Origin of the sequence: Dapis brunnea BLCC-M229 (assembly GCF_050015995.1) — a bacterium.
Classification (GTDB): Bacteria; Cyanobacteriota; Cyanobacteriia; order Cyanobacteriales; family Microcoleaceae; genus Trichodesmium.
Map to the genome: position 1 here is coordinate 1 of NZ_JBNHEP010000261.1, position 23,909 is coordinate 23,909.

The 23,909-nt window shown below is 32.9% G+C and carries 22 protein-coding genes; 8 read left to right on the plus strand and 14 right to left on the minus strand.

Annotation, left to right across the window (positions count from 1 at the left end):
* Window positions 1-493: 493 nt before the first annotated feature.
* Complete coding sequence (locus tag ACP6PM_RS30010; protein WP_426590539.1) at window positions 494-2,326, minus strand: ABC transporter ATP-binding protein; 1,833 nt, start codon at window positions 2,324-2,326, stop codon at window positions 494-496.
* A gap of 878 nt (window positions 2,327-3,204) precedes the next feature.
* Between ACP6PM_RS30010 and ACP6PM_RS30015 the strand changes: the two genes are divergently transcribed.
* The gene (locus ACP6PM_RS30015) at window positions 3,205-3,597 is read left to right on the plus strand and encodes a GNAT family N-acetyltransferase (protein ID WP_426590540.1); all 393 of its coding nucleotides are present in this window, start codon (window positions 3,205-3,207) and stop codon (window positions 3,595-3,597) included.
* Window positions 3,598-3,969: 372 nt separating this feature from the next.
* The gene (rppA, locus tag ACP6PM_RS30020) at window positions 3,970-4,653 is read left to right on the plus strand and encodes a two-component system response regulator RppA (protein ID WP_426590541.1); all 684 of its coding nucleotides are present in this window, start codon (window positions 3,970-3,972) and stop codon (window positions 4,651-4,653) included.
* 185 nt (window positions 4,654-4,838) lie between these two features.
* On the opposite strand, the gene psb30 is transcribed toward rppA, so the two are convergent.
* Window positions 4,839-4,970 (minus strand): photosystem II reaction center protein Ycf12/Psb30, encoded by a 132-nt coding sequence (gene psb30 / locus ACP6PM_RS30025; protein WP_293139813.1) that lies wholly within the window; start codon window positions 4,968-4,970, stop codon window positions 4,839-4,841.
* Between the two features lie 160 nt (window positions 4,971-5,130).
* Here psb30 and ACP6PM_RS30030 point away from each other — a divergent pair, with 160 nt between their 5' ends.
* The 3 genes from ACP6PM_RS30030 to ACP6PM_RS30040 all read left to right on the plus strand — a co-directional run bounded on the left by ACP6PM_RS30030 (window position 5,131) and on the right by ACP6PM_RS30040 (window position 6,734).
* Window positions 5,131-5,499: a YkgJ family cysteine cluster protein gene (locus ACP6PM_RS30030; protein WP_426590542.1), complete on the plus strand. Its 369-nt coding sequence runs from the start codon at window positions 5,131-5,133 to the stop codon at window positions 5,497-5,499.
* Window positions 5,500-5,697: 198 nt separating this feature from the next.
* Window positions 5,698-6,150, plus strand: a complete 453-nt coding sequence (locus ACP6PM_RS30035) for a TMEM165/GDT1 family protein (protein ID WP_426590570.1) — start codon at window positions 5,698-5,700, stop codon at window positions 6,148-6,150.
* 284 nt (window positions 6,151-6,434) lie between these two features.
* Window positions 6,435-6,734 (plus strand): TMEM165/GDT1 family protein, encoded by a 300-nt coding sequence (locus tag ACP6PM_RS30040; RefSeq protein WP_426590543.1) that lies wholly within the window; start codon window positions 6,435-6,437, stop codon window positions 6,732-6,734.
* Window positions 6,735-7,070: 336 nt separating this feature from the next.
* Here the strand turns inward: ACP6PM_RS30040 and ACP6PM_RS30045 are convergent, their stop codons facing one another.
* From ACP6PM_RS30045 to ACP6PM_RS30065, 5 genes are all read right to left on the minus strand, one after another.
* Entirely contained in the window at window positions 7,071-8,168 is a 1,098-nt protein-coding gene (locus tag ACP6PM_RS30045) for an ATP-binding protein (protein ID WP_426590544.1), read from the minus strand.
* Window positions 8,169-8,987: 819 nt separating this feature from the next.
* On the minus strand, window positions 8,988-9,434 hold the full coding sequence (locus ACP6PM_RS30050) for a hypothetical protein (protein WP_426590545.1): 447 nt from the start codon (window positions 9,432-9,434) through the stop codon (window positions 8,988-8,990).
* A 73-nt stretch (window positions 9,435-9,507) separates the two neighbouring features.
* Window positions 9,508-9,849, minus strand: coding sequence for a hypothetical protein (locus ACP6PM_RS30055; RefSeq protein ID WP_426590546.1), 342 nt, complete (start codon window positions 9,847-9,849; stop codon window positions 9,508-9,510).
* 51 nt (window positions 9,850-9,900) lie between these two features.
* A complete protein-coding gene (locus tag ACP6PM_RS30060) occupies window positions 9,901-10,395 on the minus strand; it encodes a hypothetical protein (RefSeq protein ID WP_426590547.1) in 495 nt (164 codons plus the stop codon).
* Between the two features lie 6 nt (window positions 10,396-10,401).
* The gene (locus tag ACP6PM_RS30065) at window positions 10,402-10,899 is read right to left on the minus strand and encodes a hypothetical protein (protein ID WP_426590548.1); all 498 of its coding nucleotides are present in this window, start codon (window positions 10,897-10,899) and stop codon (window positions 10,402-10,404) included.
* A 409-nt stretch (window positions 10,900-11,308) separates the two neighbouring features.
* Between ACP6PM_RS30065 and ACP6PM_RS30070 the strand changes: the two genes are divergently transcribed.
* The gene (locus ACP6PM_RS30070) at window positions 11,309-11,578 is read left to right on the plus strand and encodes a helix-turn-helix domain-containing protein (protein ID WP_426590549.1); all 270 of its coding nucleotides are present in this window, start codon (window positions 11,309-11,311) and stop codon (window positions 11,576-11,578) included.
* A gap of 332 nt (window positions 11,579-11,910) precedes the next feature.
* Window positions 11,911-12,915, plus strand: coding sequence for an NB-ARC domain-containing protein (locus ACP6PM_RS30075; RefSeq protein ID WP_426590550.1), 1,005 nt, complete (start codon window positions 11,911-11,913; stop codon window positions 12,913-12,915).
* A 726-nt stretch (window positions 12,916-13,641) separates the two neighbouring features.
* On the opposite strand, the gene ACP6PM_RS30080 is transcribed toward ACP6PM_RS30075, so the two are convergent.
* The 6 genes from ACP6PM_RS30080 to ACP6PM_RS30105 all read right to left on the minus strand — a co-directional run bounded on the left by ACP6PM_RS30080 (window position 13,642) and on the right by ACP6PM_RS30105 (window position 21,444).
* Window positions 13,642-14,238: a hypothetical protein gene (locus tag ACP6PM_RS30080; RefSeq protein WP_426590551.1), complete on the minus strand. Its 597-nt coding sequence runs from the start codon at window positions 14,236-14,238 to the stop codon at window positions 13,642-13,644.
* A gap of 587 nt (window positions 14,239-14,825) precedes the next feature.
* Window positions 14,826-15,329, minus strand: coding sequence for a hypothetical protein (locus tag ACP6PM_RS30085; RefSeq protein WP_426590552.1), 504 nt, complete (start codon window positions 15,327-15,329; stop codon window positions 14,826-14,828).
* A gap of 466 nt (window positions 15,330-15,795) precedes the next feature.
* Entirely contained in the window at window positions 15,796-17,583 is a 1,788-nt protein-coding gene (locus ACP6PM_RS30090; RefSeq protein WP_426590553.1) for a sodium:solute symporter family transporter, read from the minus strand.
* Window positions 17,584-17,907: 324 nt separating this feature from the next.
* Complete coding sequence (locus tag ACP6PM_RS30095) at window positions 17,908-18,234, minus strand: GNAT family N-acetyltransferase (RefSeq protein ID WP_426590571.1); 327 nt, start codon at window positions 18,232-18,234, stop codon at window positions 17,908-17,910.
* 414 nt (window positions 18,235-18,648) lie between these two features.
* Complete coding sequence (locus ACP6PM_RS30100) at window positions 18,649-19,122, minus strand: TspO/MBR family protein (RefSeq protein ID WP_426590554.1); 474 nt, start codon at window positions 19,120-19,122, stop codon at window positions 18,649-18,651.
* A gap of 1,680 nt (window positions 19,123-20,802) precedes the next feature.
* The gene (locus tag ACP6PM_RS30105) at window positions 20,803-21,444 is read right to left on the minus strand and encodes a hypothetical protein (RefSeq protein WP_426590555.1); all 642 of its coding nucleotides are present in this window, start codon (window positions 21,442-21,444) and stop codon (window positions 20,803-20,805) included.
* A 386-nt stretch (window positions 21,445-21,830) separates the two neighbouring features.
* Between ACP6PM_RS30105 and ACP6PM_RS30110 the strand changes: the two genes are divergently transcribed.
* Entirely contained in the window at window positions 21,831-22,169 is a 339-nt protein-coding gene (locus ACP6PM_RS30110; RefSeq protein WP_426590556.1) for an FmdB family zinc ribbon protein, read from the plus strand.
* 1,302 nt (window positions 22,170-23,471) lie between these two features.
* Here the strand turns inward: ACP6PM_RS30110 and ACP6PM_RS30115 are convergent.
* On the minus strand, window positions 23,472-23,864 hold the full coding sequence (locus ACP6PM_RS30115; protein ID WP_426590557.1) for a hypothetical protein: 393 nt from the start codon (window positions 23,862-23,864) through the stop codon (window positions 23,472-23,474).
* Window positions 23,865-23,909: the final 45 nt, after the last annotated feature.

A 23,909-nucleotide genomic window follows, 5' to 3' on the forward strand; every position in this document is an offset into this window, starting at 1 on the left:
ATCCAGGGGTTAAAACCGCCTGGCTCTCATCTTCTTAGCTAACTTTTGTAGTTCTCAAGATTAGAAACTCTCGATTGAGACCTGTAGGTGCTGTAAGTTTTTTCCAGTAAGACTTTCAGGTCTTGAAAGCAAATCATTTTTTAGAAGAACTTTGTACTCTCCAGTTAGGGAAATATTGCTTTTTTTGGCCGAATTGATTTGAGTATATCTGAGCGCATCTTTCCCATTATGCTTATAGTACCATGTCAAATTTTTATGTCAACCCCCCTTTTTTCACTTATCAGTATCTATTTCGTAGCAGGACTTGAGCAATAAAATCAATATTTAAGGGGCTAAAGCCCTACTACAAACAAAAGAATTATTCTTACTAATTTTTAGTAAACCCATAATTAAGGCGATCGCTTGTTTTATCGGAAATCTCTTAATATTAATTCTTCTGACAAAGGTAATAAGCTAACCGCTGACCGCTGACTGCTGAATGCTTAAATATTCATCAAGTTCCTAGCATTTGTAATTTATATAAACTGGCATAAAGACCATTTTTTTGTAATAATTCCTGATGAGTACCTGACTCAATTAACTCTCCTCTTTTCAACACAAATATCTGATTAACATTTCTAATGGTCGAAAGTCGATGAGCAATAATAATAGCCGTTCGTTCTGCTAAAAGTCCTTCTAATGCTGATTGAATTAACGCTTCTGTTCCGACATCTAAACTAGCAGTTGCTTCGTCAAGTACCAAAATTCTAGGGTTACGAATAGTAGCACGGGCAAATGCTAATAATTGTTTTTGACCACCAGAAAGATTGGCTCCTCGTTCTCGCAATTGAGTATTATATCCTTGGGGTAATTCGGCAATAAATTTATCTATATTTGTGTTTTTTGCGGAGGCTTTAATTTCCTCAAATGAATATTTTTCTCCCAAAGTAATATTACTTTTTACATCTCCAGCAAATAAAAATCCATCTTGGAGAATCACGCCAATATGTTTTCGTAATTCGGCTTGAGGTAAGTCTTTAATATTAATTCCATCAACTAAAATTCTACCTTGATTCACATCATATAAACGACAAAGTAAGCGGATTATAGAACTTTTTCCGGCTCCAGTCGGACCAATTAAAGCAATTTTTTCTCCTGGTTTAATAGTGAAGTTGAGATTTTTCAGAACATATTGGTTTGGTTTATAGCCAAACCAGACATTTTCAAATCTAATTTCACCTATTGTGGAATTATTAACTTGAAGGGTTGGTAACTTTTTAATTTCTCCTTCTGGGTCAAGAATTTCAATTTCTTCATTGAGGAGATTCGTAATACGTTCAACGGCAGTTAAACCTGCTTGAATAGCCGTAAATTTTTCGGCAAATTGTCGTAACGGGTCGAATAAACGTTGAGCATATAAAATGAAGGAAGATAGAGTACCAAAGTCTATATTTCCTGCTAAAACAAATCGCCCTCCAATAAATAAAACTGAGGCGATCGCGATTAAAGAAATCCATTCTAAAATACCAGAAATAGCCGAGTCATACAAAATAGTTTTATCTAGTGCTTTGACATAATTTAGATTATTTACTCTATATAACTCGGAGTTGAACCTTTCTCGCCGAAATAATTGCACTACTCCAATGCCAATTAAGTTTTCTTGTAGTTGAGCATTTAAACCCGAAAGTTCATCTCTAGCTTTGTAATTAGCTTGCCGATATTGTTGTTGGAAATAGATAATAATTGCTGTTACTGGCACAATCATTAATATTAGCATTAAAGCTAGTTGCCATTGTAAACTAAACATAGTAATAGCAATGATTAAAATCGAAAATAAATCGCTTACTATCCCAATAGCACCTGTAGAAAATACATCTCCTAAAGCTTCAACATCCCTGGTAAGACGAGTAATTAATTTTCCTACAGGGGTACTGTCAAAAAATCTGACTCCTAAAGAAAGAACGTGCTTAAATAAATCATTTCTAATATCAGCAGTAATTTGTTGTCCGAGTTTTTGTACTAAAAAGCCTTGTAGGGATTGAAATATGAGTCTTATAATAATAGTTAGCATTAATACAATTGCTAAAATATTCAATCCTTGAGATAGAGAAATTTGTTGGAGAAATAACCAAGTTTTTTCTCCTAAAATTAGAGAAATTCCTTGTCCGATTAACAGTGGCTGAATTGCCCCTGAAATTGATAATGGTAATAATAATATTAGTGAGGTAACTACTAAAGTTTTATGACGGAGACCGTAGTTTAGTAACCGTTGAATTAATTGCCAGTCTGTTTCGCGATTCTTACTTCGGTATTTATTACTATCAGTTTTAGGAGAGACACTGCTCATAGATTTTTTTGTTACACTCTGGGTAATAGGATGTTTTATAAGGTAGCATATTAGTTAATTTTTCAGTAAGCATTCAGCTGTTAGATATTAGCTGTCAACTATTGCCGAAGGTCGGAGGTAATAGGTATTGAAAAATAGAGAGAGAATTAAAAGTTACTTCCAAATTACGCTCCTTTAACCGCGATAAATATTCATTTAAACCTAGCCTTTTCAGGGAAGAGTATGATATGAAATCCGATTATACAGTTATCGCATTTGCTACTGACCGCTGACTACAGACCTGACTCGATATAATCTTATTTTTCTTACTTTTGACTTTCCTTTGTTATAAGATAACTAATTACTCGAATTCTATCTGATTGGTGAGGAGCGTAAACATTCAGGTGTCAGCTATCACCTAATACCATTTCACTTTAAAGATGTCACAAATAGTTTCAAACTTTAAATGTAAAATAATTGCCTTAAATTGTTTTATTTTCAAATCCAATCTAACTTCTTAATTCTTAATTCTGAATTCCGTTAAACGGTATAACTGCCTTTGTTAGAAGTATTATTATTAACAGATTGACCAAAAATAATTTGACTGTAAACCTATGAGAATTTAGTATTTTTTATCCCTTAATTTTTATAGCCTAAATATTATTGCTAAATACTGAAATATGATAGCCAAATGCTTACTAAAGAGCTAAATACTTATATATAAATGCTTACATTTTTCACAATTAAAAATGAAAATAAAAATAGAATTATGATGTTTGAAAATGAGACAATTTAATAGGCAAAATTTAGATGAATTATATGGGTTGTATAGTAATCCAAAATTAATGAAATATGTGGGTAAAGGTATTCTAACAAAAGCACAAACATAAACTAGAATATTGAAGATAATCAAGAGTTGGGAGAAAAATAATTTTGGCATGTGGGCAGTAGTTCATAAAATAGATAATAAAACGATTGGTCGTTGCGGACTTTGTTTCCTAGATAATACTCTGGAAATTGAGCTTGGTTATTTATTAAATCCTACATATTGGTCTCGAGGATTAGCAACAGAGGCAGCAAAGGCAAGTTTAAGATATGGATTTGAAGAGTTGAAATTCAAGGAAATTGTAGCGGTCGTTCAACCTGAAAATATTGCCTCTCAACGAGTAATGGAAAAACTAGGAATGAAATACGAAAAAGATGCTAATTATTATCAAACTAATGTGGTATATTATACAATTTTCAGAAAAGAATATTATCCTGATAGTTCGTTATACCTTCTAGAGAGATAAAGCGTATGAATGTTGAGAAAATAATCGTTGCTACCCTGCAAAGGTGGTAAGTGGTAGGTTGTAGGTGTAGAATATACTTGCTGTGCAATTGGGGGAAGATGCAAGCATTAATCTAAAACCTTCTTCAAAAGTAGGCGTTGGTGAATCAAATTATGAATGTAGATGTTTATTGTTCAAATTAAGAATTTATCCTAGAAACAGGGTTTCTTTGCATAAGTCATAAAAAAATTGGTTGATGTAGTTAGCGTAGGTTGGGTTTCGTTCCTCAACCCAACCTACAGTATTATTAGGTGCTTGTCCAAACTGAATAGAATATTATATTCGGATAATCAATGATAGTAAACATCTATTCAGAATCATTAAATTCGTCGAATGCAGATTCTTTTAGTGGATGATGAACCAGAATTAACTTCTCCTCTGAGTCGTGCTTTAAATAGAGAGGGGTACAATGTTGATGTTGCTGATAATGGAGAAATGGGTTGTCAGATGGCAATTCAGGGTAACTATGATTTGCTAATTTTAGATTGGATGTTACCCCAAAAAACAGGATTGGAGATTTGTCAAAAGTTACGGTCGCGACATGACTATACTCCAGTTTTATTTCTTACTGCTAAAGATACTGTAGATGATCGAGTTGCGGGATTAGATGGTGGTGCAGATGATTACTTAGTTAAACCTTTTGAGTTACGAGAATTATTAGCAAGAGTTCGAGCTTTATTGCGTCGCCCTCATACTATTGAAGCAGCTACAACTCAGCAAAATTTACAGGTAGGAGATTTAGAATTAGATACAGAAAATCAAGTTGCTTATCGTAGTGGGCAAATAATTAACTTATCAGAAAAAGAATGTAAGCTACTAGCATATTTTATGAATTATCCCGGTCAACTTTTAACCCACCAACAAATTTATGAATATTTGTGGGGAGAAGGGGAGCAACCAAGTAGTAACGTCTTAGCAGCACAAGTACGTCTATTACGAAGAAAAATAGAAGCAACTGGGGAGTCTCCATTAATTCATACTGTTTATCGCAAAGGTTATCGGTTTGGAGAACTATAGAATTCAGAATTTAGAATTTAGAATTTAGAAGTGAAATTCGCAGCAGGGAATAAATTGGAGACGAATGAGAATGTCCTAAGTAGTGCGTTACGACGGATTCCTAAATACCTTTCACAGCTTAAATTTTAGCCGTCTAACGCACCCTACAATAATGAACTACTACCTAACGCTCTACACGGAAAGTATTAAAGATCGCCACCCCGAAGTGCTAATAGCACAATTACTACCGGGCCAGCAATCACAACCATGGCCAGCATTGTTAACTGGGCAATAGTTTCAAAGTTAATATTGCTGAAAAAATCAGTTAAAAACCCCATATTTCCTCTAGATATTAATAAAATAGATACTGAACTGAAAAACCGTTCTTTATTCTATCAAGCGATCGCCTATCTAATTTAATAAATTTCACAAAACTCAATATTTGGCTCTGCTACAATCAGAAGGCCGTTAGTAAAACTTTTGACTTAAATATAAAGAATGGCTACTTGGTGTTGTGTGAAAAATTGTGGTGCTTGTTGTTACCTAAAACCAACAGAACGTCCAGAACTAGAAGAATATTTATCCCCAGAAGAAATACAGCATTATATGAGTTTAGTAGGAGCAGATGGATGGTGTATTAATTACAACCATTTGAGTAAAGAATGTCGTATTTACTCTGATAGACCAAGATTTTGTCGAGTCCAACCAGATACTTTTAAAGAAATGTACGGTATTGAACCAGAAGAAGTGAATGAATTTGCCATTGACTGTTGTCAGGAGCACATAGAGGATATGTACGGCGAGCATAGTCTAGAAATGCTTCGCTTTAATCATGCAGTGGGCATTAACTCAGGCTTCCAGAGGTAATAAAGTCAGTTGACACATAGCACAATTATCTGAAATAATAAATAAGATTTAAAAAATCTACATATATAATGCTACGCGCAAGTCAAAAATAATCTATAAGTGAGTATTTCCGATGGAAATGCTCCGCAAATGGGATTTACCAATATGGGCATCCTAAAAATGCGTAGTGCTATATTTAGTAATTTATTATAGTTGCCAGTGAAACCTTTCCCGACGAGCGAAAATACAGCTCAAACCCAAATAGATTTAGAACAAAAAAAAGTTTCTCAGAGCTTACCTTTGCAAGTTAGCTCAGAAAAAGGTGAAATTTTAGCCCCTACTAATTCTCAATCAGAACAAGAAGAAACAAAAGCGAAAAAAACAGGAGCATGGGCAGTATTTGCTTCAACTTTTGTGACAATTCTTTTAGCAGAAATAGGAGATAAAACTCAACTAACTACTTTATTAATGACTGCTGAATCTCAATCTCCTTGGATAGTATTTGCAGGAGCAGGTAGTGCATTGGTAACTACAAGTTTATTGGGAGTATTGTTAGGGCAGTGGTTAGCTAGTCATCTCTCTCCAAAAACTATAGAAAGGTCAGCAGGAATTATTTTATTACTAATATCTTTGACTTTAATAGCAGAAGTTTTTTATGAAAATTTTGCTTAAGTATTCAGCTATTAGCAGTCAGCTAGGTGTGGTTTTTAATGAATGAAGCAATAATTTGTTTAACTTCTACTACATTTTAAACAAAAGAAAAGAGTTGTATTTGATTAAATTTTTTTTTCTTACTTATTACTTCTTGAATACTTGGCATGGGAGCAAGATGCTCCCACTGGGATGTCTCCCAACAAAAATTAGCAGACAACTTCCAACCATTGCAATGCACTATTACCTAAATATTTGATTAAAAATTTTCTTCTTCCTCATTACTCATTACTTATTAATTAACTATGGATTGGCAACTTTTAGGTTTAAGTTTTATCGCAGTTTTCCTATCTGAATTAGGAGATAAAAGTCAATTGGCAGCCATCGCTTTGGGTGGATCTTCAAAATTTCCCCAGATGGTATTTTTGGGTACTGCATCTGCTCTATTATTAACAAGTTTTCTAGGAGTTTTATTAGGGCAAGGAATAGCAGAAATTTTACCAACAAATATAGTAAAAATTATTGCTGCAACTGGATTTGCTTTTATGGGTTTTCGCCTTTTATTGTCTGGTGAAGAGGAAGCAGAAGAGTCTGAAAATAGTTAAGTTTCAATATATAGCAATATGATTTGAGTTGTGAGATATTGAAAACTTTTAGGGAACAGAGAACAGGGAACAGGGAACAGGGAACAGAGAAGAAGGAAAAAACGTATCATATTAATATAATAATTGCTATATTATATGTGAGGAAAACCAATTTTTGTCTTTTTTTATTGCCTGCTGAAGAGGAAGCAGAAGGGTCTGAAAATAGTTAAGTTTCAATATAGTAATCCTAAATGATTGGTGAAAAAAAACTGTAGGGATTTAGTATCCAAATCCCTTTTATTTTCGCTTGGGAAACCAAACCCCTACGATAAAATGTTACAACCTAATTGAGGATTGCTATATATTATTTACTTCTGATGAATTTTCCTCAAATTTATCTATTTCTGAAATAGCTTTATCGTAGGGATAGAACTCCGTTCCGCTGTCGCGACCGCGAACTTCTTGAGGTAAATTATCTGATTCTATTATTGTCTCTTTAATTTTGGCTTTTTGTCGATTAGTGTCATAGTGAGGAGAACCAATTTTTGTCTTTGCTTCTCGCACAAATTTGATTTCTTCAGCTAAGTCAAAAGGGGAAACTTTTTGAGCTTCTCCTTCTCTCATAACTGCTCGACTTGCTGCTGCAATTACAACATTTAAAATATCACCTCCGGCAAGTTCTTCTGATTCATTTGCTAACCATTCTAGATTTAGATCTTCTGTGGTTGGTACTTCTTTTGGCAGTAGATATTCCCATAGTTTAATTCGACATTCTTTGTCTGGTAATTCAAATTCAATATGTGCCAAAATTCGGCGCACAAATGCACCATCATAATTTTTGGCGAGGTTCGTGGCAAAAATTACAACTCCATCAAATTTATCTAACTGAAGTAACATTACAGAACGACTAATATTAACTCCATGGTCGGAACTTTGAGTGACATTAGTTAATCGTTTTCCCAGGATAGAGTCAGCTTCATCAAAGAATAAAACTGAGTCAGTTTCTTTAGCTTTGGCAAAAGCTGCCGTAATATTTTTTGGGGTTTCACCTACATATTTAGACTCAATTTCTGCATAGTTAACTTTGATAATTTTTTTGTCTAAAAAGTGAGCGATCGCTTCTGCACAAAAGGTTTTACCTGTTCCGGGTAATCCAAATAAGTTAATTGCGGTACGTTTACCACGGGGGTCAATACTTTTTAAGTTCCATTGGTCATATAAAATATCGTGATATTTAATTCTATTCAGTGCTGTATCAATTCTATTTTTGACGGTTGAGGGGATGATTAGATTGTCTAAACTTTTCTGAGGTTCTTCTGGAACAAACATTTCCATTCTGTTTATTTCAGTTGTTTTGTCAGAGGAGTTATTAGTGGGAGTTTGTTCGGGGGGTTTGTTTGGATTTGTAGTTTTTGTTTCTTCTGTATTTATTACTTTTTCCCATCCTGTAGGCATAAATTAATTCTCCTCAGTTAATCAAAAATAGTAAGAATTCAGCTATTAGCAGTCAGCTCTCAGCTTTTTAATGAATGAAGCAAGAATTCGTTGCTCTTAGGGACTTCCAAATAAAAAATTATCCCATTAGCTATGAAAATAAGAGAGTAGGGATTCATTAATGGATAATTGATAATTACCTCGGGTTTTAACCGTACGGGAATTGAATATAAGGAAGATTTTTTTTCTTTTCCCCTATCCAAGGGGAGGCTTCAAGGCGTGAATTATTTAATTATTAATTCTTGAATTACTTATTTGTCAAGAGTAGGGAAGAAATTTAAAAACTAAGGGAGTAGGGAGAAACCAGTCAGGATATATTATAAAAATAAGGGGTTGCTAAGTAGTAATAATTTTGAGATTTAGTATCAATGAAAATAAGTATGTTTTTCGATTTTGCCTTCTCCCACTGACCATGATATTTCAGCAACGCCAAAAATAGAGTACAAAAATTGGGATAATTTATTTTCTGCTATTCCCTTATACAAAATTTTTAACCCATAAATTGAAGCACAATAACGAAGAGTTTGAATTTTCAAACCATACAATTCAAGTTAATGAAGCTGAAAGCTGAAAGCTGGCGGCTGAATGCTTATCAAAAATATAATTAGGTGGGTTTAATTAAGTGTAAAATGTCATTGCGAGGAGGAACGACGAACCAATCCTCATTACTTTAAATCTCCCCTGCCAACTTTTCTCTTCCCCGTTTTCTGCTACCTCAAACCTAGAAATTAATACCTGACTCTTTATGAGAATTGATAAATAGGATTAATGAGATAATATTTATTGATTATCCCAAGGAAAATACCACGGACGACTCACAGTCTTACTATCACTTCTCAGAAATTCAGACCTAATTGTTTGTGGTAATTCATCCCAGTTCCAGTTAGTAGCTACCGATAAAGATTTACCATTAACGTAATCTACATTTAGGCTAATTTTTATATCATCAATAGATTTTCCTCTCGTAAAAGTTAACCTAGCAGAATCAATTATTTCACGAATTTTATCAGCGATTATTGGATTTGATGCGCCTCGAAGTGTTGCTACGACTTCTTCAGTCGATTCATTTAACTTCTCTGCTAATGAAATTGCCAATCTTTCCTCAAACCATCTATCAATATTGGTGCGAGTTTCTGTTTCATTCTGTTTGCTTAAAAAATAAAATGCTCCAGAACCTAAAACGATAATTCCAGAAATAGAAAGCAAAGCAATTTTTATATTATCCATTTTTTTTACCTCCAAATAGTCATAGTTTTTCCCCGAAAAATTTCTACTTGACTAGGTAGACATTTCCATTGGATCAATTTTCTTCATCGCGAGATTTAGTTACATCAATTTCAATCCGACTTTTCTCGCGACGTAAAAACTCTGCACGGAGATCTGGAGGTATTTCATCCCAGTCTACTTCTTCTACTACTTCTTCTGTTAGAACTTTCTTTCCTGAATCGTGAGATTTAGTTACATTAGTTTCAATCTGACTTTTCTCATGGCGTAAAAACTCTGCACGAATATCTGGAGGTAGTTCATCCCACGAGACTACTTCTTCTTCTTCTACAACTACTTTTTTTGGAACTTTATTTCCTGATTTTAAAACCTTAATTATCCAAGATTTGACTCGCTTTGCAATTTTCGTATTATCCATATTTTTCACCTCCAAATAGTCTGAGTTTTTCCTCTGAAAAATTCTACTTGACTAAGCAGACATTTCCATAATTTGCCGATCGCGATACTCAGTTACATCAATTTCAACATCACTTTTATCACGTCGTAAAAAATCGGCACGGACATCTGGAGGTAGTTCATCCCAATCTACTTCTTCCTCTGTAACTATTTTTGTCGCCTTCTTTGATTCCTTTGATTCAAGATTTTCAGGATTTTTAATTACCCAAGATGTGACTTGAACTATCCATTTATCTGATGATTGTCGTGCGAATTTTACTACTTGCTTTAGCAAATATTTGCGCAATTTTTTCCACGCTTGACGAATAATATTACGGATATTACCAAAAAACCTATCTGCAGTAGCAAATGCTTCTCTTACTTCACTTTCAATTGACGGAATATTTTTGTTAATCCAGGGAAAAAGACTATCCTGTGCCCAAATTAAAATTTGTTTCCAAAATATTACTACTGCTGCTGCTGTAAGTCCTAATACTACTGTTATAGCTACTAAAAATGGTTCTGGCATAATTTTCTACTCAATTGGATAAAGTTTAAAAGTTGATATTTTTTTCTCTTCATTTAGAACCCCTGAACGCACATCACTAGGTGCTCTATCCCAATCCAATTCCTCTTCTACTTTTCTTACTGCTGGTTGATTTTTTTTCCGATAAAAAATTTCAGTCCTCCGATTATATTTGAGACCCTTTAATAGTTCATAATGCACTTTAATAGTCAAAATTAATTCTTTGGCATCCTCAGCAATTTTTTCTGCATCTTCAGTTCTTTCTTTTAATAACCTTTCGTCATTTTCTCCACAAATAATATGGGTAGCATCCAGACATAAAGGTAGTTCTTCATTTAAGTTTTTTTGGATAAATTCGGCAATAATTTCATAAACTTCCCGTTTGTTAATAAGTTCAGTATCTGTTTCAATATCACTTAAAAAATCGGGTATACTTTCAACGACCTTTTTCAGTTCCGGGGGTAACTCATCATATTTTTGCCGTAAATATCTCACTATACAGTGCAAAGTTCTTGGAATAACTATTGCTAGCTAAGGCTTTCAGGGATCTCAAGGTTAGAAACTCGCCATTTAAAACTGTAGGTGCTCTAAGCCTTTTCCAGTAATACTTTCAGTCTTGAAAGGAAATCGTTTTTCATCAGAACTTTGTACTCTCCAGTATCTCAGAATCTCCTGAAAATTATCTATGATTAATTGAACTAGCTCTGATTGTTGAGTCATAAATCTACTGACTTAATGTTTGCCATTCTTCAATTCCATCACAAATTTTTTCTCTTGTCAGTAGGGAATAGTCGGTAGAAGTAGGAAGTTTTATAATCGAAAAATCTACCTTTGGTGATTAAATTTGATTAAAAAAATTATGGTGTAGGGTAATGTCGGACTAAAATATACAAAACTTCCCTACTGACCTAAATTTATGGATATCCAAGAAATTTTAAATTTAGCCGATCGCCTCATTTTTAATCAAACAGGAAAACATTTAGACGACCTACAACAAGTCGTATTACGAGGCGTTTTTCAAGGTAAAAAATATTCAGAAATTGCTCAAGAATGTCAATGCACAAACGGTCATGTCAGAGATGTCGCTTCAGAATTATGGAAAACCTTTTCAGAGACTTTCGGCGAACAAGTAAATAAATCTAATCTACGCACTGCATTTGATAGATGGCAGTTTTCCATAGTTTGATCACCAAATGATTTTGTAGAAATTAACAATATAAATTTTTGCCCTGAAACTTCCCCCTCTTCAGAAACTATAAATCCAGAAAATTTGACTCAACCAAATATCAACAAACCCCAGACTATTCCCAAACCAAAAATCGACCTCTCATACCATTTCTCAAAAATCTTGCTATACCTGATTGGGTGGGAAAGTGTGGGGAGTGTGGGAGGTGAGGAGAGAGGTAAAAGTAGGAATAATCTACACTAACCGACTAATAATTGTCAAAAACAGACTTTGAATCTTGGTAAATATTTGACTATTGAAGTATAGCTCAAGTATAGCATTACTTTTGGTAATTGGTATCAGATGCACCAGACTATAAAAAAATCTATGGTCGAACTCAGGAAATCAAAACTCTCAAAAAATGGATTCTTCAAGAACAAAAAAAATTAGTAATCCTCCACGGAATAAATGGCATTGGAAAAACAACATTAGCTCTCCAACTCGTCAAAAATATTCAAAATAAATTCGACTATATAATTTGGCAAAGTCTGCGAGACTCCCCACCACTCAAAACAATTCAAACCCACCTCATTCAATTTATCTCTAACCAAAACTCCACTCTCGAAACCTCAAAAAACTCCCATCTTTTAGAAAATTTGAGAAAGCACCGCTGCCTCATAATACTAGATGACATCCAAACAATATTTAGTAGTGGCAAACTAGCAAGTCATTACACTCCAGAACATGAAAACTACAGCCAATTTTTACAACTTATCAGCGAACTCTCCCATCAGAGTTGTTGCCTAATCATTAGTCGAGAAAAACTTAGAGAAATTAGTACAGCTAAAAATACATCCGTTCGTTCATTACACCTCAAAGGTTTAGATAAAGAAGCAGCTACAAAAATTCTCAGAGACCAAGATTTACAAATAGACGAGCAATGGCAAAAATTGATTGATTTTTATAACGGCAACCCGACTTGGTTAAATATAATTGCCACTACCATTAACGATCTATTCAGTGGAAGTATCTCAGAATTATTTCAATATGACCCTCTATTTTTAGATGCAGATATCAAAGAATTATTACATCAGCAATTTTCCCGTTTATCAGAACTAGAAAAACAAGTAATCTCTGACTTAGCAACCAAAACCGAAGCAGTAGCTATTTCAACTTTATTAGATAATTTACAAATACCACCCTCAGACTTATTGAATATTCTTAAATCCTTGCAGCGACGTTCCCTCATAGAAAAACAAGAAAATAACTTTACTCTTTTACTTTTGCTGAAGCAATATGTTATATCCAATGAAGTAGGGGCGAATGGCAATTCGCCTGTAAATTCTTGCAGTGACTAAGTTTGAGAGGAACCATAATTTTCTAACAGTAATAGTGACTACTATAGTAATCCTAAATAGGTTTTAATATTTTATCGTAGAGGTTTAATTTCTAAACCTAAAGAAAAATGGGATTTGGAGACAAAACCCCCTACAATTTCTTTTTCACAAATCATTTATGATTGCTATATATTTAATTGAATTACAACAATTTTCAGATCAATGAACTACATAAAAAAACGATAACCCTGTAGAGACGTTCCATCCAACATCTCTACTTTGTGGTCTACTCAAATGAAAAGCGCTGTAATTAATTCTGAAGCTAAATTTACTGACTCAGAGATAATCGCTCATATTCAGGAATTTTTCCAAGAACAATACCAGAAATATTTTTATCTTGTGAAGCTCTTACAAATGCTTACTTTTTCCCCATCAAATCTTTTCATCTATCCCTCTTGAAGTGGAAAACCATAAACATTTTCATTCTCTGAAGCTCCTGAAAAAAATCGCGCGTCGAAGGATTTTCGGTTGCATCCTCACAAAAATTCTGATATCATAAAGTTTAGATGAGTTTACTTGCCCATATACATGACTTTTTATTCAAGTAATTTCAAAAGCTGAATGCCAAAAGCTGAAAGCTTAAATACTAAGGAATGAGAATTTTATTATCTACATAAGTTAAATTGCCTAAGTTCCATACCGTATGAGTTATGAAAAAAAGTTCTGTACTTTATTTAATTCTCATTCCTAACTAACAAAACTGGTTAATATTCCCAAAATCTTCGGTAAGTTATAGACAGAATATTCCTCTAAATCTATAATTATTGTTTGAGCTTCTAACTCTAGAAATTGCCAAGCAGTACCAGTAGTAACAACTCCATAAATCTTGGGAATTTCCTTGCCTTTGTCTTGATTAAAAATTTGAGCAGCAACCATTTCTGCCATACATTGAGCCAAACCATTTCTCAGATTATCGTTTTTAGCTTCTACCAAAGTTATTACTGGTGCTTTGAGAACTATTTGCTGGGTTGACAAACTAATAATAAAGTCACAAAAACCATTTAATCCTAACTCCGGATTAACATTAAACTCAATGCCAGAAAATAAACTTATCTGGTTATTAGATATTTTTTTTACTTCTGCTAATATCGGTGCAATAATAAATTCCGAACGAGCTTTTTCCGAAGCGATCGCCACTGCTAATGGTAGATAATATTCTAAAGCTTCTTGAATAAATTTACTGGGAGAAACTTCTGGTAATTGATTAAATTCACCAAAGTTTTCCACCACGTTGAGATTAAAATTTGTCAGAACTTCCTCTAAAGTAAATTTACTGTAAGGCATAAATATTTCTAGAGGTAACTTTCAATAATTAATAATTACCTCGTTCTTATAAAAAAGAGGATTGGCTAAAAGGAATTTCTTTTCTTCTCTTGGTTGATTGGATATGGCGTTTTCGGCTAAAAGCCGACATGAAACGCTGCGCGACATGAAACGCGTAGCGTCCCGGAGGGAACGGAGACCTCGCCATCCCATCCTTCGGACTGCTCCGCAAACAACCGCTTTTTTCTCCATGAATGGGCAGGCTTTATACCTTAATTTTTCGGTAAGTATTTCTATGTCTATTAGATTTTTGCTTAAATAGATTGTTGTACTTCACTCAACAGATAATTATCAAGCTTCTTGAATAAATTTACTCGGAAAAGCTTTTAGTAATTGGTTAAATACGCAAAATTTCAACCAAGCAGACAAGATTCTTACTCCCAAATATTTTCATTCTCCCCACACTTCCCACACTCTCCATCCTCCCCACACTCCACTTTTTAGGGTGAGCAAATATTTACTAATTGAGACCCATTCTATCTCAAGTAAAATTTACCCACCCTACTTTTTTGACTATCTTCGTAGTACCGTAAGAAATAATTATTAATTCAGTTTTGTTGTCGGTAACACCAACTAAATAAAGTAGCACCAACAACCAATTTAATTATTTCTAATAACCAGTAACCGCCGTGCATTTGATTCATTGCCACAGGAACTTCTTTAACTGACTCAAACAAATTTAGATTAATACCCAAAGCAGTCATTTGAGGAGTTAAACCATAAGTATCAATTAGAGCGATCGCCAATAATACTATAGAAAAAATAATTGCTGTTTTAGTATTTTTAATGAAATTATTTGGCGTAACACTCAAAACTAATAAACCTGTTAAACCCAAACTTGCACAAAGTAACTCTACTCGGTTAAATACAGAAAACATTACTGAACCTGCTACTGTAAAATCTGATGTATTCATCATCCCAGAAGCATACATACTTGGCATAATTACTAGGTCTAAAATTATGCAAGCGCTTAACCAGAAACCTAAAGTTAAACAAACTATTGTTTGCCAACGTTGTTGATTGGACTCCAGATTTGGAGAAATAATTGCCATTACTTTATATATATTTAGTGACTTAATCTATAGCTTAACGAAAATTCGACTCAATTAGCATTAAGTAGTGTTAAGTATTTTTACAATTTGCTTTTCATAAGAAATGTAAAAATTACTAAAAAAAAAGGAATAGGGAATAGGGAATCGTAATTTGGGTTGCAGGGGATAGAAAAGAACAAAAACAACTGTACCTCAGTAACTTGAGAAATTCTATATATATAGTGTTTACTAATTTAAGTGTTTTTGAATGTCGCCGACATGAAACGCTTCGCGACATCTTTGCGTAGCATTCTGTTTGCGTAGCATTCCGAAAGAAAGGAAAGGAAAGGAAAAAGCGGAACTTTCCGTCAGCGATCGCCTATTTTTAGCATTGTTAAAATCTCAAAAAATATTTCCTAACTATCTTCTCTGCTAAGGATTAAATAAAGAGATAAAGAATAGTTAATTAGTTTAAAAAAGCAATTTTTTACTTCTGTATTTTATCCAGATGGTTAAACCAAGTAAAATACAATCCAATCGATAATAAAATAAACATCAACAACAAGACACCAAAATTCTCCCACTGCTTCATCATCAACATCATTCCCATTAAAAATAAAACCAACTGCCAAGGAATAGCAATCAAAGTTGCCATAATATCTCGTCGATTTTCCCTTTCAATTTTTGCCTGAAGATTAGTTGGCAAATTCTGACTAACCACTCCCCAAAAACCAAAAGGTCGAGTCACCCGATAAAAATTATCAATCACTTCCAAGTTAGTTGCTGGAGTTAAGAATGTTCCGAGAATACATCCTAAAAAAGAACAAATGCTCGGCACTAAAAACAGAATATATTCTTGAAGTTGAGGCATATTCAAAAAAGGTAAAATCACTGCCTTTGTCAAAATAGCTGCAACTAAACCCGCACCAGTACCAATAGCAAATCCATAACCATTAAATCGCCACCAATACCATCTCAAAACTAAAGGAATAAATAACCCAGTTCCTAACCCTAAAGTCAACCATCCCCAAATATCATTAATATTCGTGATATTAAAACTAAAAATCAATCCCAAACCAACAATAAAAATAGAAGCTAAACGACCTTGATAAACCAATTGTTGATTGGAAGCTTCAGGTTTAATATAAGCTTGATAAATATCCTTAACCCAATAGGCAGCAGTAGAATTGATAATCGAATCAAAAGTTGACATTGCAGCAGCAATAAAACAAGCAACCAATAAACCCTTAACTCCGACTGGAATATATTCAGCAATTACAGTAGGCAAGACTAATTCCGGGTCAGAAATTACCTGATTTTTTAGGCCGTAATCTATTCCTAATATTGCTAAAGATGTAACTAACGGCCAGCGAAAAGATAATAAAAAAATCCAGAATAAAGAAAGTAAACCAGCTTCCCGATCGCTCTTAGCAGCAAAGTAACGTTGAGCAACATAACCACCACTACCAGCAGCACCTTCTAGAAATACTTTAAAAGTATAAAATAACATCACTCCACCAAATAAATTAAAAATACTATAATGCCCTGGTAAGTCAATTTTTATCGGTGGTGTAATACTACTCCATTCTGCTAAACTCCATTCTTGTAATTGTTCTGTACCCGGAATTGAAATCAAAAAAGTATCTGGCAAATTTACTGTTTGAAAAGTCATAAAGCATATATATAAAATCGCCAGAAAAATAAAAAAACCTTGAAAAATATCCGTTAAAACCACCCCATAAAAACCACTAATAGTAGTATAAATCAAAGCTAATAAAATCAGTAAAATTCCAGCAATTCCATCATCAATTCCCAGAAATTCTCCTAAAAATTTTCCTCCTCCAACAGCAAAATAACTAATTGTACCAATAGCAAAAATAATATTAGCAACTGCGCTAATAATTCTGGCAATATTTCCTTCTCTACCATTACCAAAACGTAACTTCATCCATTCAGCAACAGTCATTACTTGAGCGCGACAATTCCACTTTCCCATAAATGTCATTAGGCAGGCTAAATATAATACTATTCCACCTCGAATTTCAATAAAAAATCCTTTAGTTCCTAAAGCATAAACCAAAGCAGTTAATATCATAGTACCAGCTAAGTCAGTATTAGAAGCCATACCAGAAGCACCCAAAACCCACCAAGGAAGATTGCGATTTCCCAGAAAGTAAGACTCGATTCCTGTCGATGCTTTTCTTTGTAGAAAAAATCCCAAACTCACGATAAACAACAGATAAATTGTGACAATTATATAATCAATTATTTCCATCAAACCATCGCTAAATTAATTATCATTCATAATCTAATATAAGCTAGTATAGCGCTATGCACAAGTCAGAAGTAATCTCTGACTGAGTTTGATAATTTATAAATATCCTAACTAATTATCCGATAAGATTATATACAATTAAAATAATACCAATCATGAAAAATATTGCTATATACTACTCTATTATTGCTATTGATAAACTTTTTTTTCATCAATACAGAATTTACCGAATAATTAAGGTCTAAAGCCTCTCCTTTAAAGGAGAAAAAAGAAAGAAAATTATTTTGCTCAATCCTATCCGTTTTAAGGAGAGGTAATTATTAATTATTGAACGTTTTTTTTGACTTTTGAATAAAAACTTGATTCTCTAATTTTATTAGACCCTCTGTTGCTATAAAAATTTTTAGCTGTCAATGAAGAATTAACATAGATAAACTTATGTTTTTTATGAATGGCAATTTTGGCTAGAGTTTGCAGTAATCTAGTACCAATACTTTGCCGTTTAAATTTTGGATAAACAAAGAGACTATAAATTTCTGGATTATCAATATTAAAGAGAGCTAAAACGACTATTTTTGTGGCATAAGTTGTTATAAATACTATTTCTTCTTTGAATCCTAATAAAGTTTTTTTCCTTACTAAAGACTCTATTTGTGAAGTTTTATCGTAATTTAGAAGATCGACTTCTCACAAACTCTGTTTGTAGCTGAATAATTTTTTCTTTTACTTCAATTTTAGCCAAACAAATTGAAGTATTAATTATAATTTTCTACTTATACCAATTCTCATGAATTATTGCTATACTTGGAAGCTGGTAAAAATCACTTTACTTCATAGCCGTAGTTACTAAATATCAAGTATTTACTCCCACAAATAATATTTAGAAATATAAAATTCAAGTATAGCAAAATTTATGGTGATTGGTATTAGACTATTTCTCTATGAAGCTACTCTTAATAACAGATAAAAATCCTTAGCATAATCAGGTACTAAGGATAATAAATTATTACGCACATTATTATAAATAAATAGTATTACGGCTTTTATTCAAATTAGTCAATATTACTAATTTTCCGAATTAATACGACTCATTTCCCAAGTAGTATAAGTACCAATTGGACTCCAAAATGTATAGGGTAATAATAAAATTCCAGCCCAAATATTAATTTTCCAGACAGTCAAAATTAGCATTATACTTAATACAAAACCAGTTCCGCCAATAATTGTTCCCACTTTCAAACTTTGTGTACGAAACATGACAGGTGTATAAGCTATTGTCACTATTTCTAACAATAAATATAGTGCCATTAACAACCAAGTTATTTGAGTTCCTGGTTCTTGTTCCCAGATAATATATGCAGACCAAGCACCACAAATAAAAATCGTCGTCCAAATTAGTGGAATTAATCTTTCAAAAGTTAACCAATGAGGTCTTTGTAAACGTCTAAACCATTGAGCATCTCTAGAACTAATTAAGAAGTTACTACTAAATGGTATTAAAAAAGTCACACTGCCAATTATCATCCAAGATTTAATCATTTTTTCTATAGTTTATAGTTTTACAGCAAATTCAAAAAAAATTAAGTATGTAGCTAATCAAATTTATAAGTCACCTAGTCGTAATTGAAAAGTTTCGAATTTAAGTACCTGTGCAAAATCAATTTAACTTATGGTTAAGGTAGGGAAAAGGAAATATATCTGAGTAGTCAATCTAGAAATAATTTTGCCTACTTACTTATATAGCAATCCTAAATAGGTCGTAACAAATCAAAAAGTAAATAAAAAAACCGAAACTCCTACCTGTTGCCTGTTGCCTGTTCCCTGTTCCCTAAAAAGCAGTAAGATTTTTGACACGAATAAAATAGGATTGCTATAGCAGTTATATTTGAGTTATGTAGAAAATATCCCCCGCATCAGGAAACAGCAATTAATGGGGTAAAATTATCATACTTTTGAATCTATTTTGGGATTTTTTACAATTCATTTAAACAAGCAATATTAGAATTTTTAATAGTAATAAACAAGTAGTTAATTTTGCAGTTTATCTCCTGAGAATTAAAGGGATATACTAATAAATCTTACCAATGGATAATGGATAATTGACAATTGATAATTAATCGAATCTAGGTTTAAAGTCTCTTCTAATAGGAGAAAAAGCGGTCGTTTGCGGAGCAGTCCGTAGGATGGGATGGATGGGTTACCTAACCATATCTAATCGACCAAGAGAGCGGTCGTTTCCGGAGCATTCCGAAGGATGGGATGGCGAGGTTTCCCTCTGAATGCAGCCGCTCCGCTTTTGATGTCGCGCAGCGTTAACGAAGTTGTGCGGAACGCTAAACCCCATATCCAATCGACCAAGAAAAGTGCTAGGAGATTTCTACCAGGGTTAAATAATCTCAGTTTCCACCAGAGGTAATTATCCATTATCAATTCTTGAATACTGATAAAAGGCTACCAAATTTATTTGTGACTACTAGAATAACCCCATTCTATAGAAATACCAAATCATTTTTCAGAACAACTTAACCCTGTAAAAACTAATCCAGCTATATTTTTTTCACGATTCATATAGGAATTCTATAAAATCAAACATAAATCAAATTATTGATCTTAATCTCCAATTCTTATTCCCTCTATTAATCAAGAATTTTTTGCGTGGGAAAGGATGATTGAATTTTATCAAAATAATTGGTTTGAAAAACCTGTCTTTTAAGGCGAAGTATTTTTGGAGACTTGCTGAAAATTCCCGTTACAAAAACAACTTCTGACTTATCATTTCTGACTTCTAACTTCTTTAACTCTTCCACTTAACATCTATATGCCACTTATTTCTAATAAAATCAAGCTAAGTAAGTAGGCAAAACTAAACCTAAAATAATTGCACCACCAAGTAAACTTTCCCAAACTCCGGGTTAATTCTGTAGGGGTTTGCTAACCAAACCCCTAGCCAGCTTCTAAATAGTCAAAGTTAACTTGATTTATGACCAGATATTAGTAAGCAGAATTAGATTAGAAAAAAATGTTCAATACCTTCCCAAAAAAACCTTGGGTAATTTCAGTTATCAGTTATCAGTTATCAGTACCTATGGCTGAAGCAAGAGGCTTGAAATAATGAACCAAATATTTTTTTCATTCCCTTAAAAGAGGAGGCTTTAGACCTGATTTTTTAGTAAAATCTATCTTCCTCCCATCACAGAAAATTAATCCTAAATCAGTTAATTAACCAAGTCGATGATTTTGTTCTAGTTCAATACTAGATTCATCCTCATTATCTTGATTATCTTTAGGAACAAGATAATTACCATTTTGAGGCTGTAAAACCGCTTTAATTGTTTTAAGAAAACGATTTGATGAAACTTTACCATTAAGTTTTTGACGTGCTTTTACCTTCTTAACTAGATGTCGCATTACAGATAAATCTAGTTCATCTATAAAATGGTCAGCAATTCTTTCTCCCATTACATCAATTGCTTCTGAATACTGGTTTTTCAACATCTCTATAGCTGTATAACCTTCATTATTAACTTGTTCTGAAGTATCATTTACTTCATCATTAATAGAGTTGTTATATATAATATTTTGCCTTATATTTTTTTCCTCTTCCTGGGCAGACTTTTGTGGCCTAATTTGACGATGTTCTATAAAACTTTGATAGTCAATAATGCTCATGCCAAGATTATAAATATGATGATGTACATGATCTATTAGATCAACTTCATCTGGATTATAGTAACCTCGACTACTATCAATACCATGTAATTGCGCCCAACGTTTTAGAATTGTTTCATCCTCTAAGTTATATCTTTCTAACATTTGACTGGTAGCCAGATCGCTTTGTGGTGTTACTTTGAAATCGCTCATTAATCAATGCTCCTCAAAATAATTTAAGACAATGTATATTATATTTAGATTCCCCTCAAAAAAGGCTTTAAATTATCAACTTCCAGATTCCAGTAGAAGAAAATGTTATCAGTTTTATAGAACTCTAAAACAGAGACTGAAAATAATAGCTAAATTTAATAAATATACCCGAATAATCTAAAATCAAAAGTATACAATTTCATAATCTATTGCTGTATGATAATTTGTAGAATAATTATCATCCTATAACCAAATTTCCCAGCAAATTGTAAAAAAAAAGTAATTTATTTAGATTCCTTTAGTTTTCCAACTTGTCTAAAGACTTGCTAGTATAATATAGCATCATCTATAATTAAAGACAAACTATTACTGTAGAAGCTATAACTATGCCTATATACGATTATTTTTGTCCAACTAATAAGCAAAAACTAGAAGTTTGGCACAGTATAAATGAAAATATCACAACTTGGGGTGAGCTATGTAAATTAGCTAAATGTGATACAGGCGACACTCCAGAAGACACTCCTGTTAAACGTATGATTAGTGCCCCTAGAATAATAGTAGAAACTGGAGTTAGCGATCTAAAAAGTCACGGATTTAGTAAATTGGTAAAACGGGATCAAGGAGTATATGAAAATGTAACAGCAACAGGTGATGAGAATCGCATAGTCAATATAAATGATCGTAGTACCTATCCAAATTTCCAAGAAAAATTAGGAGACTAAAATATAACCAAAAATTTGCTTTTTTCATTTACAGTAATTTTCTACAAAAAAACTGAATAAATTGTAGTGTTTCAATTTGATATCTGAAACTAGGATTGATGAAAAAAGGAAAATATTAATGGGGAATAGGAAACAGTAGAAAAGAGAAAAGGTAATTTTTTTGTCTTATGATAAATACGGAGTTGATTTCACTATACATTTGGAAATGCTAAGGATTAATTCATATAAATAAGCCCTCGCTTCCTCTAAAATTTTGAATATTTAACTAACTTACTAATATCTGAAACAGAACTAATATTTTGGTTAGTTTGTTTATTTTTAAATTTGTAGTTGAAGTGCGTCTTAATATCATGTCTACTTAATTTTTTTTTAATAAAAATATTGTAATTCTCATGATTTTTCAGTTATATTAACCTTAATAGAATTATCTATAGCAATCCTATTTTATTTCTGTATAAAAATCTTGCCACTTTTAGGGAACAGGGAACAGGGAACACTTAAATGGTGAGAGTTTCAGTTTTTTATCTACTTTTTGATTACCCGCAACCCATGCACGGATTGCTATATATCCGAAAATTAACCCTATCTATGTGATTTACAAGATCATAACTGAGAGCTTGACTATATTATTTGCAATAGAATTAACTCCCAAGTTTATAGTCACACCTGACAAAAAACTTTATTTTCAAGAATACTGGTTAGATATACTCGCCATATTACCCTGACTAAGAGTGTTCAGAATAACTAGAGCTTTACGACTATTACGCCTAGTACAAATACTTAGATTATCTGGTTGATTCAACCATTATACCAGCACATTTCCCTATATCTTGCAAAGAGCTATTCTTCAATATTCAATTGTTTTTGGACTACTATTGCTAATTATTATCTTTGCTAGTGTTGCTATCCCAATATTTGAAAGTAATAATAATCCAAATTTCACTTCCTTAGAAGAAGGATTTTGGTTTAGTATTTACTCTCTGTATTGCTGACAAACCAATTGCAAGTCAACCATCCTCACTAAGAGTAAAAATAATTGCAGTATTTGTCATGTTTATAAATGTCACTATCTTTGCTATGTTCACCGGTACACTATCAGCATTTATTGTAGATAAAATTAGTACAATACATAAAACAATGCTGATTATTGCAACAAGATATAAGCAGGTACACAAAAATAATTACATATTTTTCTTTGATTGAAATCATTTTACTGCAAGATTTACAGAGAATTAGAGTAGGTAATCAATTCTTTGTAGGTTTTTAATAATCCTATATCTTGAATATTAGATAACCTAAAACCTAACCACTTAATTCTTTACCAGATACAAAATCTCGTAAGCGAAGCAAACTAAAAGTTTGACCCAAATTTATAGGAAACATAGATATTCCTTCCAGACGAGATTGTACCCAACCATCTCCCCAATACCACTCATGAAACCCATCAATGCCTTGACTAAGTATAAGTCTCAAACAATTTGGTCTCACTATATCAACATAATGCTTAATTTCTATCAGTCCAACCCAAGTTTCAAACTTTACACCCTCAGATAATTGTTCTGGTAGTCCAGGAGAAAAACGCTGAGGCCATAACCATATTTGTAACTGAGATGGACATAGCAAACTATCTCTTATCGTAGCTTCGGGAGCTTCAATCTCAATCCTTATATGGCTTTTTTGAAAAGTACCTAACATAACAATCTAATCACTAATAACAATAGATATAATTTTAATAACAAT